Genomic DNA, 15,645 nt, shown 5'->3' with positions numbered 1-15,645 from the left:
TCAAAATTGAAATTTATTCACGTTACTAGCGAAGCACAATTGTTATTTTAATTATCAATTGAAAACTATTACATCTCACTTCTTTTCATACTGATAAGTCAGATGCGATGACGTAAACTCTTTGATATGCATAACAAGTTGCAGCTTTTATAATAAACCTATTCCATCAAAGGAGTCATTCGTAGTGAATTGAAACATTGTTCCAATTAAGTTTATGTTTTCTATTTAAATTAAGTTCCTGATGGAGCGCTATCTTTAGTTTTCACCCCACCACCTTCAGCTGGTTTGGTTAAGGAAGCGAAGACGCTTACCGCAAAAATAGCTATCGTGACCAGCCCTAAAGCTATTTGCAGACTAAGAACTTCTGCAATAAATCCTATTAAAGGTGGTCCCACTAAGAAGCCAAAATAACCAGCTGTTGCAACAGTGGCAATACCTGTACTGGGGGCAACATTTGGAACACGCCCAGCCGCACTAAAGATTACAGGAATGAGATTTGAAAGACCTAGCCCTAAAAAGCCAAACCCAACAATAGCTGCAGCAGGATGATTTATGAGTAAAGCAGCGCCCAATCCAAAAGTGGCAATAATAGAAGTTATTCGCGTAATACTCACAGGACCAATATTGGCGACAAACTTATCTCCCGTTAGCCTCCCAATTGCCATCATAAGTGAAAAAGCGGCATAACCGGCAGCCGCTAATCCTGGGCCTGTTGATAAAACATTTTTAAGGTAAACTGCACTCCAATCAGCAATCGCACCCTCAGCCATAAGAACCAAAAAGGCAAGCACACCGAGTCCTAAAGTAGGGCCTCGAGGAAGAACAAGTTTTGGTTTTTCTGTTGATACATCAGCTTCTTTAGGTAGGAAATGCCTAACAGTAGTGACGGTAGCTATAAGCATCAGACCACAAATTAAGGATACATGAAACATTGAACTCAAACCATTAGCTAAAGCAAGTCCACCTATACCTGCACCAACCAAACCACCTAAGCTAAAAAATCCATGAAAAGAGGACATCACTGGTTTGTTAAACCGTTTTTCAACAGTCACAGCTTGGGCGTTCATGGCAACATCCATTGCTCCTGTACATGCACCAAAAATAAATAACGCTACCATCAGAGTTATAAGACTGGGGGCGAGGATCGGTAATGGTAAGGCAAAGCAATAAGTATAAGCTGTCAATGTGGTTACTCTGCTACTGCCAAAACGTCCGCTCCATAGACCACTTAAGGGCATGAACACGACAGCCCCTAAAGCCATGCTTAATAGTGCAAGGCCTAGTATTCCCTCTCCGACATTCAGCTTTTCTTGAACTAATGGAATATGGGGAACCCAGCTTCCTAGAATTAATCCGTTAACAAAAAAAATACTTAAAACGGCTCTACGTGCCCTTACAAGGCGGCTATTCATAATATTACCTCAATTACCTTTATGCCAAAAACGTCAATCTGTTAAGACTGAGTGATTTAGTCATAAAGTGAAAACGCATGTACTCAATTTCAGCAGGTTACTGGCTGGAACACACTCAAAACCGAAGGTCAGAAAAATTAACAACAAGCGACGTTCTAAAGATATTATCCATTCACCTAAATGTTAGCCTGAGGCTCAATCTGAAAAAAACATTGCCTAACAAACGCTTTAACGGCTTCATATCTCACAAATTAACATTTAATAATTCCACTTCTCAAACACACCTATTAATAGGTGTGTTTAACACTAAGCACCTTCCCATTTTTTGTTATTTCAAAATAAATGACTTGGTCATTTAAGCTATTAGTCGCACTTATGATAAGGGTTGTCTCTAATACCTCTAACACATTAAAATTTGAATCATTCAGTGATTTCCAGCTTGTTTCAAGCTTGCCAACACCATAACCAAGATCTTTAAAAGTTAATTTTTTTAATGACTTACTAGCAATATTAATAGCGTTATCGCTACTAATTTCATTATGTCCTTGATGAGCATGAACTGTGGTTTGTTTTAACAATGTGATGAGTAGTATTGTATAAATTAGTATTTTCATTTTATTGACCTTTACATTGTTACTGTTTTAGTCCGATCACGGTGTATTGCCCTTCAACCATTAATTGAATAGCAACAGGTTTGTCACTGGTATTTTTCCAATACCAACCATGTGAGCCAGTAAATGGAGAAGTGAAGCTACCTTTCATCTCACTCAAGGTGGCTATAGCGTAACTCTCAAAATAACCAGTTGTGTCACCTTCAGGCTCGCCATGTAAGTCAAAATAGAGGGGTTCACCATCAGTTAACCATTCATAATTCATTTTTTTATGTTGTTGCATATGAAATTTATATTCAATGCCTTTGCCCACTGGTACAACAACCTCAATAACATCTTGTGCCAGTTCAGAAAAGTTCGCAGTTACCGTTATTGCAGTTTCAGCCCCTTTACTCTTGTTATGTGCCAATACTGTTAAACCCAGCTTGTGACCTATGTGTGTTGGATCAATATTAAATTCCGCAGGTAGTATAAAACAAACCAACACAATCACAGCCATTACCGTCGCCACTATGGTTGATTTTACGAGTGTTTTTGTGCTGACTACATATTGTTTCATATTATAATTCTCGTTAATTCTATAATAAACAGGTTGTTACATTAAGTAATATCCCGTCATTTGAAGACCCATAAGCATTAATCCTGCACTCATTAACATAGTGTTAGTGATAGAGGAAAAACGTTGAAATGAAGATAGATTTCGCCAAAAGTTAATCGCGATAACAATAAAAATCAATGCCATAAATTGGCCAAGCTCAACACCGATGTTAAAAGCAATCAAATTGGTTACTAGGCCTTGTGATGCAAGCCCAAACTCTTGAATCTTGGTAGCTAGACCAAAACCGTGGAACAAACCAAATATTAAAACAGCGACCTTTGTACTGGGTTGTTTACCAAAGACTCGGTTAAATCCATCTAAATTATCAAAGCCCTTATACACCACAGAAAATCCGATAATCGCATCTATGAGATAAGGATTTATATGGATATCGCCTAACACCCCCCAAAATAAGGTAATACTGTGGCCAATTGTAAACATACTCACATATAACAATACGTCTCGGCTTCGATACAAGAAAAAAATTACACCTACGAGGAAAAGTATGTGGTCATATCCTGTAAACATGTGCTTTGCGCCAATATACATAAATGGGAAAAATTGTACGCCAACATTTTGCTCCAAAAACACACGAGTATCGTCATCAACACCATGAGCAAGAACGTCTATGGAGAGGCTGATCAATAGAATGGCAAATACAAGTTTGCTCAAATTTAGAATATTATTTAACAAAGATTACTCATCATTAATTGTGAGTTGGAATTGAAGCAACAAAACAGCTTAGGTACCAAATGAAAAAAAATTGACTGTTTTATAATCATCATAAGTAAATAAACTTACTTGGTCTTTATAGTTTTTGATTTTAGCCTCACACTTGTCCTGATCACCAAAGAGTAACAAATCTCTTAGTTACGACCAGTCTTTAAATTTTTGCATGTCACTGGTTTTTGCTTCTATCCAGTTGTCACCTTGTGTGGTGGTTTCTTTTTTCCAAAATGGCGCTTGGGTTTTCAAATAATCCATAATAAATTCGTTAGCATGATAGGCAGATTGTCGATGTTGACTCGTTACACCTACAAACACAATTTGTTCTGATACTTTTAGCTGCCCAACGCGGTGAATTACAGACACACTGCCTAGTTGCCATTTAGCTTTAGCTGTTTGTACAATATTATTCAATACTTTTTCTGTCATCGCTGGGTAATGCTCTAAATATAAACTGCTAACAGATTGTTGAAGATTAGTATCCCGAACCAAGCCAACAAATGTCACCAGAGCACCATCACTGTGATTACTGTCTCTTAATTTTTGGTATTCATGAGCAAAGTCAAAATCCTGAGTTTGCACAACGATTTGCGTAAAATGACTCATGAAATTGATTACCCACCGGTCACAGGAGGAAAAAATGCGACTTCGTCGGCATCACACAGCACAGTATCATCACTCGTCATCTCTTGATTAACCGCAACCAACGCTTTGCCATAAGCCAAATATTCTTCCCATGTATTGTCTTTTGCCTGCAAAATACTGCGTAGCTTAGCTACTGTGTTTAAATGCTTGCCATTTTGAATGATCTCAATGTTTAGACATTCAGTCTTAATAACTTCTTTAAGTTGACCAAAAAATAAAACTTTTAACATGACCAATCACCGCTTTTGCCACCTTGTTTACTCAGTACCTTGATATCACTAATTACCATATGAGGGTCAACAGCCTTACACATATCAAATAAGGTCAAAGCAGCCACACTTACCGCCGTAAGTGCTTCCATCTCTACACCCGTTTGCCCCGCTAACTTGCACATAGCTTGTATACGAACTTTATTATCAACATCCAATATTTTAAAATCGAGCTGAACTTTAGACAACATCAATGGGTGACATAAAGGTATAAGTTCGCTGCATTTTTTCGCCCCTTGGATTCCCGCGATACGGGCAATCGATAACACATCACCTTTGGCATGAGTGTTATCTTTTAACATGGTAAAAGCTTGTGTAGACATGGATATATATCCTTCTGCCACAGCTTGGCGTTGTGTTATCAGTTTATCTGTCACATCAACCATATTGGCCTTCCCATGCTCATTTACATGAGTCAAACCTTCACTTTGGTTTTGCATATTAAGTATTATCCTCTGCTTGAGCATTCGGTAATGTCTTTTAAATGAACAACAAAATTACACGGGCGATGGGTCGAGTCTAACTGTTGTTGAAGGATGCTGTTCCACGCTGTTTTACACGCGCCAGTAGAGCCTGGCATACAAAATATTGCCGTACCATTGGCCATGCCACCTAACGCCCTTGATTGTACCGTTGATGTACCAATCTCTAAGTAAGACACATGTCTAAATAATTCACCAAAACCTTCAATCTCTTTTTCAAATAACGGCAACATGGCTTCTGGAGTAGTATCTCTTGCAGTAAAGCCTGTTCCACCTGTCACCAAAACAACTTGAATATTAGCAGCCGCTATCCAATTAGATACCACCGCTCGGATTTGAAACTTATCGTCTATTACAATTTTTTTGTGTATTACATTATGACCATCAGCGACTGCAGCCTGATTAAGGTATTGCCCAGAGGTATCATTCTCCTCACTGCGAGTATCTGACACAGTTAACACCGCGATATTCAGAGCCTGTTTAGTTGTTGATTCAATCATTGTCATGTCTAAGTCCCAATAAATGGTGGTTCATCGCAGCGCTGATGCCACTGCTCTGGAGTATTAATATTGCCTAATTGAGTGTTTTTCAAAGGAGGTATTTGTAGACCCTGCAAAGAACTCAACATCTTTTTTACAGAATATTGGCGCTGTTTTGGCTTTACCAAGGATTCGTCCTGCTGGTGCTTAAGTGCACTCGCCAAATATTCAGTCACATCGACTGATAGCGGAAGATAAAGTGGTAAAAAGCACTGTTCAAAAATGCATAAACACCGATTTTTTCTGCCCATCTTGAGTAAATGGTCAAAATCTTCTGCGTATAAATCTGGCATATCTACCGCTATCACCAGTAACTCACTAATGTTGCTGTTATGCATTTCAAAATGCGTTATCGCCCCATGAATACCTGATAAAGGTCCACAATTTGGAATAACATCAGCAATACCCTGATCATGCTGAGAGCCACTGATAAAAATATTATTACACACAAAAGCCAATTGACGTTGGCAATGTTCAAGTAACGATAGTCGGCTATTTGGTAATGTTAACAAACTTTTATCTGTTCCCATTCTACTTGAGTTTCCGCCCGCTAAAATCACCCCAGCTAACATCTATGATACCCCCCAAAAACCAACACCATTTTCATCTGAGAATTCATTAGCCACCTAACATAGCTAAATGTTTTGTCGCACCTGTGAAACCATCTTGTAACCAATGTGTCGCCTCTTTATCACCCAACAAATCAATGAGTTTAGTTTGCAATTCACTGCTGTCAGCTGACTGCAAAGCAGGTCGTATATCCAGACCTTGGTCAGCAAACAAACATAAATGCAATTTGCCAGTAGAAGAAATCCTTAGCCGATTACAGGTTGCACAAAAATCTTGGCTGTATGGCATAATTAAGCCTATCTTGCCTTGATAATCAGGGTGAAAAAACTCTTGAGCAGGCCCTGCTGTTTTATCTCGAATCAGTTGGCTCCATCCACTTTCAAGAAGCTGTTCTTTTATTGGCATACCAGAAACATGGTTCTCGTTAAAAAACATCACATTGTCACCCGTTTGCATTAACTCAATCAGCCTCAACGTTACAGGTGTATTTTTTAGCCAAGTTAGGAAATTTTGCAGCTCTTTTTCATTGTATTGTTTCATCAATACAGCGTTGACTTTTACTTTTACACCTAAGGCTATGGCTTTGTCGATACCGCGTAAAATAGTCTTAAGTTTATTATGGCCGGTAATCGCTGCAAACATACGAGGGTCGAGGCTATCGATGCTAATGTTGAGTGAATCAAGTCCAGCATCCACCCACTTATGAATATCAGCATCCAACTTATAGCCGTTACTCGTCATAGCGACATGCTCAATGCCATTGGCGGATGAACAGGCTTTTATGATTTCAGGCAAGTCTTTTCTAAGGGAGGGTTCGCCACCGGTTATGCGTACTTTACTGGTGCCCAATGAGGCAAATCCATTAACCAAGGTTTTAATTTCAGACAATGCCAAAAAGTTACGGTCGGTATCACAAGCATAACCATCAGGTAAACAGTAATCACATGAAAAATTACACACATCTGTTATAGACAGCCGTAGGTAATGGAAGCGACGTCCAAATTTATCTTCTAACATATTATTTAACACCTTTCCAAAGTGAAGTGACAAAAAATTTGTGTCACTTGCGGGAGGCTGTTCGATTTCTCTTACAACCCTGGCGAACTGGCAACGTTGCCAAATTCACGGCTAAAAAACCTTGTCTTAGATTTAGGTGAGATAGCTCGGAGTTATGCACCTATTATCTGACTATGAGGTCAAACAATAGTTACCTATTTGTAACATATAATCATAATTTTGTAATGGTAAACCACTTTTGTGTTTTTAAAATGGTAAGCAATGTTTACAGGCCAATCGATGCAAGATGGCACATAAGTTGTAATGGTTTTCACTAGTATCTTATTAAATGTTTAATTAAAAGCACGGATAAAGTGCAAAAACAGAGATTTCAACAGTCTATGATCAACACCTTCATCAACAAAAATAAGCTCCCCATTGATTTTTCTTTAATCTCAGAAGATTACTTTATTCCTCTTGCCGAAGAGATCAAATTGCACCAATTAAGTGCAAAGACAACTTATTTTGTTGGAATTAATGGCAGTCAAGGCTCTGGCAAGTCGACATTATCAGCCTTTATAAAAGACTACTTAACTGAAACTTACGGCATGAACGTGGTTGTAATGTCATTGGATGATTTCTACCTTAGTCGCATAGAACGTCAAATAATAGCAACCGATGTACATCCTTTATTTACCACCCGTGGAGTGCCAGGTACTCACAATATGCATCTGGCTAAATCGGTAATGCATAACCTAAAACATCAACAACCCACGACTATCCCAAGATTTAATAAAGCCACAGATAACCCTCATCCTGCATCATATTGGACAAAGGTATCTTCTGCAGTGGACATAGTAATTTTTGAAGGCTGGTGTTGGGGCGTTGAGCCGCAAACCCCTGAACAGTTAACACAACCAGTAAATGGATTAGAGGCAATAGAAGACGATAACGCAGCTTGGCGTAACCATGTCAACTTACAACTTTCTCTGCATTATAAACCCCTCTATAGTTGGATGAATAAATGGGTGATGTTAAAAGCCCCTTGTTTTGAGGATATATATGCTTGGCGTTTAGAGCAGGAACAAAAGCTTATTGCTGCAACAGCCAATAATGACAAAAATAACAATCAGGGCATCATGGATGAACAGCAAGTTCAGCGCTTTATTGAGCATTATCAACGTTTAACTGAACATGCACTTGATACATTGCCAAACACATCAGACCACGTGTTTGAACTAAATCATGAAAGGGCCATCACCGCTCATAAGCTTAAGGAAGTCCATGGTTAACGATGTATTAGTTTTTACAGATTTAGACGGGACATTACTTGACCATCACAACTATAGTTTTGCCCCAGCATTACAAATGCTACATAGACTTAATTCTATCAATATACCTGTGATCCCTAACACCAGTAAAACCTTCGCTGAACTCATTGATTTAAGACAACAAATAGGATTAGAGGGGCCTTTTATTGTCGAAAATGGGGCCGCTATTTACATCCCTATTCTTTATTTCAAAACTCAGCCTAGGGATACAAAATCTAAAAATGGCTACTGGGTGAAAGAATTCTCTAAACCAAGAGAGCATTGGTTGTCATTAATAGATGAGCTAAAAGTACTTTTTGCAGGCGAATTTAATCATTTTTCTAACATGTCTAATACAGAAATAATAACGGCAACCGGGCTTTCAGTAAGACAGGCAAGACTAGCTGCCACTAGAGAGTACGGTGAACCTATTTTATGGTTGGGCAGTGCAGATACAAAAAATATATTTGTTCAAACTATTAAAAAACTTGGAGTCACACCTTTGCAGGGAGGACGATTTTTACACCTATCTGGAGAATGTGACAAAGGCACAGCGCTAACTTGGCTAGCACAGCAGTTTAAAAATGAACGTAAAGTAAAACAATGTACCTCCATAGCTTTGGGTGACGGACAAAATGATGTTGCCATGCTAGAGGTTGCAGATATAGCGGTACGGATTTTATCACCAACAAATGCACCACCAACATTATCCAGACAAACAGACGTTTATACTAGCCAAGCTTATGGCCCAACTGGTTGGACAGAATGTCTAGAGAAAATAATATTTACCCATAAACAATTTAACATGTAGTACGGAGATATCATGGCTGATTTTTATCAAAATGGCATAGTCACAACCTTACATAACTTGTCTGAAAGGCCCGTTGAGGAATTAGAAAAGGAACTTGTAGAGTTCTCAAAAAGACGTCCTATGGCGCTTATATTACCCTCTTTATTTTCCGAGCTTGAAGGCACAGCGTTACCCAACATCATCGACCATATAAGTAAAGTTCCCTATCTATCTCAGATCGTAATTGGCCTTGACAGAGCCAATCTTAAACAATATCAACATGCTCTCAATTTTTTTGGCACTTTACCGCAAAATCACCGCGTATTGTGGAATGAAGGACCAAGACTTAAAGCCTTAGATGCAAAATTAGAAGCGTTAGGATTGGCGCCTAAGGAATTAGGCAAAGGTCGAAATGTTTGGTATTGCATGGGTTATGTGTTGGCGACAGGCAAAGCAGAGTCGGTAGCATTGCACGATTGCGATATTCTGACTTATGACAGGGGCCTACTAGCAAGATTAATATATCCGGTAGCAAATCCACTTTTTAATTATGAATTTTGCAAAGGCTATTATGCCCGTGTAGCTGATGGAAAGATTAACGGTCGGGTTTCAAGGTTATTAGTGACACCTTTAATACGAGCCTTACAAAAAGTAGTGGGTCATAATGAATATCTTGAATATATGGACAGTTTTAGATATCCATTAGCGGGCGAATTTTCTTTCAGGCGTGATGTGTTAAATGATATCCGCATTCCCAGTGATTGGGGCTTAGAAATCGGTGTGTTGTCTGAAATGCAACGAAACTATTCCCATAATAGATTATGCCAGGCAGATATAGCCAAAACTTACGATCATAAACACCAAGATTTATCGGCAAATAACGATCAAGGTGGACTATCTAAAATGTCTATCGATATCACTAAAGCCTTAATTAGGAAACTTGCCACTCAGGGTGAAACTTTCTCCACTGAGACTTTTAGATCACTAAAAGCCACGTATTATCGGATTGCCTTAGATTTCATAGAAACCTATAATAATGATGCCATTATGAATGGTCTGAAGTTGGATATTCATAGTGAAGAAAAAGCAGTTGAATTATTTGCCAGCAATATTATGAAAGCTGGAGAAAGTTTCTTAGATAACCCAATGGAAACTCCATTCATTCCTAGTTGGAACCGTGTAGTGAGTGCCATGCCTGACGTATTAGAACAATTAAAAGATGCGGTAGAGCAAGATTACTTAGAGTTTAAACCTTAAGGGGCAGTCAATGTTATCGGTATTAGAACAACTGACAGAGCGTGTTGAGCATCATTTAGCCGTGATTTATCAAGACGTTGAATTAAAAAAGCCTTACACAGATTTATGTAAGCAGTTATTACACACCATGCGCATTGATACTGCTGACTTATTAGTAACGCCTAAAAGTCATCATAATAATTGGGATCAGAAAGATGTCATGCTGATTACCTATGGCGATAGCATTGAAAAGACAGGAGAAAAACCACTTCACTCTTTACACAGTTTCTTAAAAAAATACTGTGGTGGTGCAATCAATAGCGTGCATCTATTACCCTTTTTTCCATACAGTTCCGATGATGGATTTTCGGTAATTGATTATTCCAGTGTTAACGAATCTTTAGGTGACTGGGATGACATACAATCAATTACCCAAGACTATCGCGTTATGTCTGACGTGGTGATCAATCATTGTTCATCCAGGAGTTTATGGTTTGAGAATTTTATCAAAGGTGAAGGCACAGGCAGTGACTTTTTTTTTACTGCATCATTAGAAGATGATGTATCCGACGTTGTAAGACCAAGAACCTCTGATTTGCTTAGATTAACCAAGACGAAGCATGGGGAAAAACAAGTATGGTGTACATTTAGTCATGATCAAGTTGATTTTGATTTTAGGAACCCTGCGGTCCTTGACACCTTTGTTTCAATTATACGGCAATATCTGGACACCGGCATTCGGATTTTTCGTTTGGATGCAGTTGCTTTTCTTTGGAAGAAAGTAGGTACTGATTGCATAAACCTTGAACAAACTCATGAAGTGGTTCGTTTGTTACGCATACTAATAGAACATGCTGTAAGCAACGCTGTAATTATAACCGAAACTAATATACCTAATCGGCAAAACCTAACCTATTTTGGCAATGCCAACGAAGCTCATGGTATCTATAACTTTTCGCTGCCACCTCTGTTAGTCAATACTTTAGTAACAGGTTCGTGTAGACACATTAAGGCGTGGTTGAGTAGTATGCCTCCCGCCCAAAATGGTACGTTCTTTTTTAATTTCATCGCGTCCCATGATGGCATAGGATTAAGACCTGCAGAGGGACTACTTGAAGATCAAGAACTCACGTCTTTGGTCAATACCATGCAAAATTTTGGTGGAAGAATTTCATGGCGTACTACCGAAGATGGTAAACAAAAGGCTTATGAGATCAACATTGCATTATACGATGCACTGCAAGGCACCATAAAAGGAGCTGACAAATGGGGATTAGACAGGTTTATATGTGCCCATAGCATAATGTTTGGCTTAGAAGGCATTCCAGGCATTTATATTCATAGCTTGTTAGGCACTGGTAATGATTATGAAAAAGTAAAAAACACCAGTCACACACGTTCTATCAATAGGCATAAATGGGATTATACAAATTTACAGGAACAACTTGCTTCACCCTATAGCCAACAAAGCAAAGTACATGCGAGGATGATAAAGCTATTAAATATTCGCAAAGAACAACCAGCATTCCATCCTAATGCCACCCAGTTTACGTTACAATTAGGCGAACAAATATTTGGTTTTTGGCGTCAAAGTATAGACAGAAGACAAAGTATTTTTTGCATATTCAATGTGACCGATGAACCACAAAACGTTAGGTTAAGTGACATTAACTTAATTGGTACCGACACTTGGTTTGACCTTATCAGCGGCCATACAATGAGTCTGGAAGATATTGAATACCAGCTAACACCTTATCAATCTATGTGGATATCTAATATTGGTAGTGAGTCCTTCAACCTAGTTAAATAGAGTGTTTTGGTTAAATAGAGTAGGACTTGTGTAGCACATAAGTCCTACTCTATTTAATTGATATTTACATATATTACCCATTTCAATCAATAACTGACTTTCACAAATAACACATTAGTCGTGTATATCAAACATATTGACAACGCCACCCTTATATAAGTAGTTGTTTTAATTGCTAATTAATAATTTGGCACAACAGTTTCCATAAATAAATTAAGGTGGTAACAGGAACAAATAAGCAAACCCCCTCCATACTTATTGATATTTCACTTCGTAATTTTTGTGAAAAAATTAGCAGCAAACAGTCAGTCAAAGCGGTTTACTATTTATCTATATTTGTTGTTTTTAGACTATGAGAAAGATTCAAGCTATGAAAAAGTTAATCGCATTGGTGGCGTTATCACTTATATCATTAGCATTAATCGCTGATGAAAATTTAATAGCTAAATTGGACTCTGACAACAATGGCCGAATTAGTATTAAAGAGGCTGCAGAAGATGTTTCGTTAGCGGCAATGATTTCTGAACTGGACATTAATAAAGACGGTTATCTGTCAATTAGTGAATTAGATAACGAAAATTAACTATATAAATTAATTGTGGAGCTGTGCGAACTTGGTAATCAACTGCTCCCCATATTCACCATTTACCTTAGTATTAAAGGAAGAAAACATTATGAGAAAGTTTGTATTCGCATCAATCGTCACATTTGCCTCATTTAACTTATTAGCTAAGTCTGAGGAAATAATAGTTCATCCACTAGATACTGACAAAGATGGTCTTATCAGCATGGAAGAAGCAAAAGCAGACAGTATTCTTAGTGCAATTTTTACTGAAATGGGTATCCACCAAGATGGTTTTTTTATCACATTTGGAATTGGAAGTTAAAACGGAAGGCGAAACTAACTAAATCGTATTTCTGATTAGTTAAAAGCCTTAAAGGGTAATAGCTTTTTGGGCTTTTAACTATTTATACCTCAACCGGCAAGTCAGTACTAGCCCCCCACTCACTCCACGAACCATCGAATACCGCTAACTTTGTATATCCTGCTTCAGTTGCTGCTAAGGCTAAAATGCAAGCGGTGACACCCGACCCACAACTAAAAACTAAATAGCTGTCTTCAGTGAGTACCCATTCAGAAAAAATTTTCTTCAGCTCCCAAGGATCTTTTAGTAATGTACCTTCAAGGCATAGTTGGAAAGGTAAATTAATAGAAGTTGGAATATGACCAGAGCGCAACCCTTTGCGTGGCTCTGCTTCTGTGCCGTTAAAACGCCCTGAACTTCTTGCGTCCAGCAAGGTTATATTAGTTAAGCTATGGTTTATTTCATTGGCACTTATAAAGTGTTTTTTATAATATTTAGTGTTGAAATCTCCGTGTTTACGCCCCAAAACAAGTTCTGGTTCGGTCGGCAAATTTTGAGCTAACCAGTTTGGTAAGCCTCCGTTTAATATAGATACATCTTGATGACCCATAGACTTCAACATCCACCAAACTCTGGGCGCACAATAAATCCCTTTATTGTCATAAATGACAATAACACTGTTGTTATCGATGCCTAACTTTTGAGCATGTTCAGTAAAACTGGTTTCGCTCGGCATAGTGTGAGGTAATCCTGCATCAGCATCACAAAACACACTTTCAAAATCAAAAAATATTGAGTTAGGAATATAGGCAACTGGGTTGCTTTCGGTTTTTTCTGTTACAGGGTTATCCATTTGAGAATATAAGATTAATAAGTTTGGTTGGTCGATATTATTTACTAGCCATTGGCTACTCACCATATTCGTTTTTGGCGACATTGTTTATTCCTTAATTCAGTGGAAGGTCAATAGTCATTAGCTAAGAAGCTTAAAACCACAAAAAAACGGAACATAATACAAATGTTTTAACTTAGTGATGCTTTGCACCATCATGGTGACAACAGGCAGTACAAAAGACTAGTTTCATTTGACAATATCTACTATGTTTGAAAACACATATAATTTACATAATGTTATCAATACTCTTCTGAAATTAATTAGTTGGTTACTTATTTGCACATTCAGACCCCAGCACCTATTTTTTACCTATTTGATACAAAGGTTAACAATAAAGAAATACTTTATGTAACGCACGATATACTCTAAGTTTTTTATTACATCTACGTTGCAGTTTTTGTGCAATAATTATGTGCTTAATTACATCCATCTATAGTTCAAAAACATCAACCACTCCAATCTAGTATTAGAGAATTTAAAATGCAAAATCAGACCTTATGGCTTAAGTCACCCGCTGCGATATTTACCGGCAATGCCCTAAACGCAGGTAACGGACTAGTAATTAAAGGCAACAAAATTGTTGAATTGGTACCATCAGGTATGAAGCCTAAAATACATGTAGATAGTTATATTGATTGCAGTAACCAAGTGGTTACGCCAGGCCTCATCAATACACATCATCATTTTTACCAAACATTGACCCGAGCCGTTCCAGGTGCTTTGAATAAACCCTTGTTTCCATGGTTAAAATACCTGTATCAAATATGGAAAAACTTAGACGAAGAAATGATCTACACTGCGACTCAATTAGCGGGATTAGAGTTGATGTTATCGGGCGCAACTTGTATTGCAGATCACCACTATGTTTTCCCAAAGGGGCTTGAACAAGCTATTGATATTCAAGTAGAGGCTATCAACAGTTTAGGGTGTCGGGCCACTCTTACTAGAGGCTCCATGAGTTTAGGAAAAAGTAAAGGGGGGTTACCACCTGACAGTGTTATCCAAGATGAAGATACTATTTTGCAAGACAGTCAGAGACTCATTTCAAAATACCATGATAATAGTGATGATGGGTTTATACAAATAGCGCTAGCACCCTGCTCACCTTTTTCTGTATCAACCACACTAATGCAAGACACCGCCCAGTTAGCTAAAGAAAATAATGTGATGCTGCATACACATTTAGCTGAAACTGAAGACGAAAACAATTTTTGTATGCAACAATATGGCATGCGCCCATTAGATTATTTAGAACACTGTGACTGGCTGGGCAATAAAACATGGCTGGCACACGGTATCCACTTTAATCAAGATGAAATAAAACGCTTAGGTCAAGCTAATGTAGGTATTGCTCACTGTCCCTCGTCAAACATGTTACTGGCATCAGGTATTTGCCCAACTGTCGAGCTTGAGTCTGCAGGCTGTAATATAGGTTTAGCTGTAGATGGCTCAGCGTCAAACGATTGTTCTAATATGATGCAAGAAGTACGTCAATCTTTACTACAGCAGCGTTTACGTTATGGAGCTGAGGTTATAACTGCCAAACGCGTATTGGGTTACGCAACAACGGGTTCAGCAGCCGTTTTACAGAGGCCCACTATAGGAATGTTCGATATAGGAATGCAAGCTGATTTAGCCATTTTCAGTCTAGATGAACTGCGTTTTTCTGGTGTAGGCAGTCCACTTGATGGATTGATAACTTGCGGGGCATCCCATGTAGACAAATTGATGGTTGGGGGCAATTGGCAAATTGAGAATACAGAGCACTGTGCACTACTAAGCAAACAAATCATGGATAAACACCAATATCTTGCTAAAAAGCTCCAAAGTCAAAACTTTGTTTTGTAGCTTTATTATGACAATATCCCTAAGATGGTGCATTATTTTAAT

General features: G+C 38.2%; 18 protein-coding genes and 1 riboswitch. Of the genes, 7 read left to right on the top strand and 11 right to left on the bottom strand.

Features of this window, described 5'->3' with window-relative positions; all coding sequences use genetic code 11:
• Window positions 1–230: 230 nt before the first annotated feature.
• The 10 genes from Q0Y52_RS13150 to moaA form a co-directional block, all read right to left on the bottom strand.
• Entirely contained in the window at window positions 231–1,412 is a 1,182-nt protein-coding gene (locus tag Q0Y52_RS13150; RefSeq protein ID WP_297822271.1) for an MFS transporter, read from the bottom strand.
• Between the two features lie 287 nt (window positions 1,413–1,699).
• Window positions 1,700–2,026: a DUF6488 family protein gene (locus tag Q0Y52_RS13145; RefSeq protein ID WP_297822269.1), complete on the bottom strand. Its 327-nt coding sequence runs from the start codon at window positions 2,024–2,026 to the stop codon at window positions 1,700–1,702.
• Between the two features lie 19 nt (window positions 2,027–2,045).
• On the bottom strand, window positions 2,046–2,582 hold the full coding sequence (locus tag Q0Y52_RS13140; RefSeq protein ID WP_297822267.1) for a hypothetical protein: 537 nt from the start codon (window positions 2,580–2,582) through the stop codon (window positions 2,046–2,048).
• A gap of 36 nt (window positions 2,583–2,618) precedes the next feature.
• Window positions 2,619–3,314, bottom strand: a complete 696-nt coding sequence (locus Q0Y52_RS13135; RefSeq protein WP_297822265.1) for a HupE/UreJ family protein — start codon at window positions 3,312–3,314, stop codon at window positions 2,619–2,621.
• A 177-nt stretch (window positions 3,315–3,491) separates the two neighbouring features.
• Window positions 3,492–3,953, bottom strand: a complete 462-nt coding sequence (gene moaE / locus Q0Y52_RS13130) for a molybdopterin synthase catalytic subunit MoaE (RefSeq protein ID WP_297822263.1) — start codon at window positions 3,951–3,953, stop codon at window positions 3,492–3,494.
• 8 nt (window positions 3,954–3,961) lie between these two features.
• Window positions 3,962–4,222, bottom strand: coding sequence for a molybdopterin converting factor subunit 1 (moaD, locus tag Q0Y52_RS13125; protein ID WP_297822261.1), 261 nt, complete (start codon window positions 4,220–4,222; stop codon window positions 3,962–3,964).
• Window positions 4,216–4,701: a cyclic pyranopterin monophosphate synthase MoaC gene (moaC, locus tag Q0Y52_RS13120; RefSeq protein ID WP_297822258.1), complete on the bottom strand. Its 486-nt coding sequence runs from the start codon at window positions 4,699–4,701 to the stop codon at window positions 4,216–4,218. The genes moaD and moaC overlap by 7 nt, the downstream gene beginning before the upstream one ends.
• Before the next feature lie 8 nt (window positions 4,702–4,709).
• Complete coding sequence (moaB, locus tag Q0Y52_RS13115) at window positions 4,710–5,249, bottom strand: molybdenum cofactor biosynthesis protein B (RefSeq protein ID WP_297822256.1); 540 nt, start codon at window positions 5,247–5,249, stop codon at window positions 4,710–4,712.
• 2 nt (window positions 5,250–5,251) lie between these two features.
• Window positions 5,252–5,854, bottom strand: coding sequence for a molybdenum cofactor guanylyltransferase (locus Q0Y52_RS13110; RefSeq protein ID WP_297822254.1), 603 nt, complete (start codon window positions 5,852–5,854; stop codon window positions 5,252–5,254).
• A 46-nt stretch (window positions 5,855–5,900) separates the two neighbouring features.
• A complete protein-coding gene (gene moaA / locus Q0Y52_RS13105; protein WP_297822252.1) occupies window positions 5,901–6,869 on the bottom strand; it encodes a GTP 3',8-cyclase MoaA in 969 nt (322 codons plus the stop codon).
• Window positions 6,863–7,033, bottom strand: a riboswitch (molybdenum cofactor riboswitch). Its footprint overlaps the gene before it by 7 nt.
• A 216-nt stretch (window positions 7,034–7,249) precedes the next feature.
• On the opposite strand from moaA, the gene Q0Y52_RS13100 reads away from it, so the two are divergent.
• From Q0Y52_RS13100 to Q0Y52_RS13075, 6 genes are all read left to right on the top strand, one after another.
• Complete coding sequence (locus Q0Y52_RS13100; RefSeq protein ID WP_297822420.1) at window positions 7,250–8,140, top strand: kinase; 891 nt, start codon at window positions 7,250–7,252, stop codon at window positions 8,138–8,140.
• A complete protein-coding gene (locus Q0Y52_RS13095; protein ID WP_297822250.1) occupies window positions 8,133–8,969 on the top strand; it encodes a mannosyl-3-phosphoglycerate phosphatase in 837 nt (278 codons plus the stop codon). Before Q0Y52_RS13100 ends, Q0Y52_RS13095 begins: the two co-directional genes overlap by 8 nt.
• Before the next feature lie 12 nt (window positions 8,970–8,981).
• Window positions 8,982–10,205 carry a glycosyl transferase gene (locus Q0Y52_RS13090; protein WP_297822248.1) on the top strand — a complete coding sequence of 408 codons (1,224 nt, stop codon included), beginning with the start codon at window positions 8,982–8,984 and terminating at the stop codon, window positions 10,203–10,205.
• Window positions 10,206–10,215: 10 nt separating this feature from the next.
• Window positions 10,216–11,994, top strand: coding sequence for a sugar phosphorylase (locus Q0Y52_RS13085; RefSeq protein WP_297822246.1), 1,779 nt, complete (start codon window positions 10,216–10,218; stop codon window positions 11,992–11,994).
• A gap of 370 nt (window positions 11,995–12,364) precedes the next feature.
• Window positions 12,365–12,577, top strand: coding sequence for a hypothetical protein (locus tag Q0Y52_RS13080; protein ID WP_297822244.1), 213 nt, complete (start codon window positions 12,365–12,367; stop codon window positions 12,575–12,577).
• A gap of 91 nt (window positions 12,578–12,668) precedes the next feature.
• A complete protein-coding gene (locus tag Q0Y52_RS13075) occupies window positions 12,669–12,881 on the top strand; it encodes a hypothetical protein (RefSeq protein ID WP_297822242.1) in 213 nt (70 codons plus the stop codon).
• Window positions 12,882–12,963: 82 nt separating this feature from the next.
• On the opposite strand, the gene Q0Y52_RS13070 is transcribed toward Q0Y52_RS13075, so the two are convergent.
• Window positions 12,964–13,797, bottom strand: coding sequence for a sulfurtransferase (locus tag Q0Y52_RS13070; protein ID WP_297822240.1), 834 nt, complete (start codon window positions 13,795–13,797; stop codon window positions 12,964–12,966).
• 438 nt (window positions 13,798–14,235) lie between these two features.
• Between Q0Y52_RS13070 and Q0Y52_RS13065 the strand changes: the two genes are divergently transcribed.
• The gene (locus Q0Y52_RS13065) at window positions 14,236–15,603 is read left to right on the top strand and encodes an 8-oxoguanine deaminase (RefSeq protein ID WP_297822238.1); all 1,368 of its coding nucleotides are present in this window, start codon (window positions 14,236–14,238) and stop codon (window positions 15,601–15,603) included.
• The last annotated feature ends 42 nt before the right edge of the window (window positions 15,604–15,645 follow it).

This window comes from uncultured Paraglaciecola sp. (genome assembly GCF_943787955.1).
Taxonomy (GTDB): domain Bacteria; phylum Pseudomonadota; class Gammaproteobacteria; order Enterobacterales; family Alteromonadaceae; genus Paraglaciecola.
Note: the sequence above shows the minus strand (reverse complement) of the source record. Positions and strands in the feature narration are given on the sequence as shown.

Coding starts and splice junctions, on each gene's coding strand:
- Q0Y52_RS13150 (WP_297822271.1), bottom strand. CDS start 1,412: ATGAATAGCCGCCTTGTAAGGGCACGTAGAGCCGTTTTAAGTATTTTT.
- Q0Y52_RS13145 (WP_297822269.1), bottom strand. CDS start 2,026: ATGAAAATACTAATTTATACAATACTACTCATCACATTGTTAAAACAA.
- Q0Y52_RS13140 (WP_297822267.1), bottom strand. CDS start 2,582: ATGAAACAATATGTAGTCAGCACAAAAACACTCGTAAAATCAACCATA.
- moaE (WP_297822263.1), bottom strand. CDS start 3,953: ATGAGTCATTTTACGCAAATCGTTGTGCAAACTCAGGATTTTGACTTT.
- moaD (WP_297822261.1), bottom strand. CDS start 4,222: ATGTTAAAAGTTTTATTTTTTGGTCAACTTAAAGAAGTTATTAAGACT.
- moaC (WP_297822258.1), bottom strand. CDS start 4,701: ATGCAAAACCAAAGTGAAGGTTTGACTCATGTAAATGAGCATGGGAAG.
- moaB (WP_297822256.1), bottom strand. CDS start 5,249: ATGACAATGATTGAATCAACAACTAAACAGGCTCTGAATATCGCGGTG.
- Q0Y52_RS13110 (WP_297822254.1), bottom strand. CDS start 5,854: ATGTTAGCTGGGGTGATTTTAGCGGGCGGAAACTCAAGTAGAATGGGA.
- moaA (WP_297822252.1), bottom strand. CDS start 6,869: ATGTTAGAAGATAAATTTGGACGTCGCTTCCATTACCTACGGCTGTCT.
- Q0Y52_RS13100 (WP_297822420.1), top strand. CDS start 7,250: ATGATCAACACCTTCATCAACAAAAATAAGCTCCCCATTGATTTTTCT.
- Q0Y52_RS13095 (WP_297822250.1), top strand. CDS start 8,133: ATGGTTAACGATGTATTAGTTTTTACAGATTTAGACGGGACATTACTT.
- Q0Y52_RS13090 (WP_297822248.1), top strand. CDS start 8,982: ATGGCTGATTTTTATCAAAATGGCATAGTCACAACCTTACATAACTTG.
- Q0Y52_RS13085 (WP_297822246.1), top strand. CDS start 10,216: ATGTTATCGGTATTAGAACAACTGACAGAGCGTGTTGAGCATCATTTA.
- Q0Y52_RS13080 (WP_297822244.1), top strand. CDS start 12,365: ATGAAAAAGTTAATCGCATTGGTGGCGTTATCACTTATATCATTAGCA.
- Q0Y52_RS13075 (WP_297822242.1), top strand. CDS start 12,669: ATGAGAAAGTTTGTATTCGCATCAATCGTCACATTTGCCTCATTTAAC.
- Q0Y52_RS13070 (WP_297822240.1), bottom strand. CDS start 13,797: ATGTCGCCAAAAACGAATATGGTGAGTAGCCAATGGCTAGTAAATAAT.
- Q0Y52_RS13065 (WP_297822238.1), top strand. CDS start 14,236: ATGCAAAATCAGACCTTATGGCTTAAGTCACCCGCTGCGATATTTACC.